Origin of the sequence: Spirulina sp. CCY15215, from assembly GCF_016888125.1 — a bacterium.
Taxonomy (GTDB): Bacteria; Cyanobacteriota; Cyanobacteriia; order Cyanobacteriales; family Spirulinaceae; genus CCY15215.
On the sequence record NZ_JACSWA010000545.1, the window covers coordinates 1 to 950 of the forward strand.

General features: G+C 40.8%; 1 protein-coding gene. It reads right to left on the minus strand.

Annotated features, from left to right (window positions below):
- On the minus strand, window positions 1-754 hold a 754-nt coding region (gene iscB / locus JUI58_RS18930; protein ID WP_204105370.1), incomplete at its 3' end, for an RNA-guided endonuclease IscB.
- Between the last annotated feature and the right edge of the window lie 196 nt (window positions 755-950).

A 950-nucleotide genomic window follows, 5' to 3' on the forward strand; every position in this document is an offset into this window, starting at 1 on the left:
GTTTGAGAATATTAGGTTGACCTGATAAGAAATCTTTGATTTCTTGGTTTCCTTTTTTTTGATTACAAGGACGACAAGCGAGGGTTAAATTACTGACTCGATTGCTCCCTCCTTTAGACTTGGGCTTGATATGCTCGACTTCTAAGGGAACATTTTCTGCACTACAGTAAGCACATTTTCTCTTCCACTTTTCGAGCAAATACTCTCTGACTTCATAGCCAAATAATTCTCCTTGTTGATATTCAGCACCAGAGATTTCAGGATTTTGGAGCGCTTGAGTATCGAACCTCACCAACTCTTGTGAAATTCCCGATATGGGACAGATTTTACTAAGTCGATTGACCCAAGTGATGATATTATGAACTCGCGACATGAGACTGGGAGCAAGCCATCCTTCCGGAGGTTTTCGGTTGAGAAAGCGAGGTTTTCGATATCGCGTTTTTCTCTTCCTTCGAGAACGTCTTAACTGTCGTCTTAAGGTTAAATTATCGCGAATTTGTTGACCGCGATGAGTTAATTCGGCTCCCCAAATGACTCGATTTCCTTGCAGGATTGCTAATCCTGTTGTCTTTGAACCGGGGTCAATCTTTAACTGACAATCATTAACTTCTCCTCCTTGTACATTTGGCAGAATAATAGTGAATGGAAACCGTTTAAATACCTTGGCTCGTCCCGATTTGAGTAGTTTTCTGGCTCTCGCAGGATAAGTAGGATTTAATGGTTTTTTGTTTTTATCTAATACGAAAACCCGCATGGGTTAAACTCCTTTTTCAAGGGTAAAGTTCGCTTCGCCAATGTTTTTTAAGTTTTTTACGTCAACAGCACTTTCTTAACCCAACTAGGAATGTTTAACTGTTGACCACAGAGCGACAAACTAGCGACGCATTTGAGGGTGTGATAGCTTAAAAAACGTAGTTCCCAAGAACTTAGGCTGGTCAACTATGGGCTTG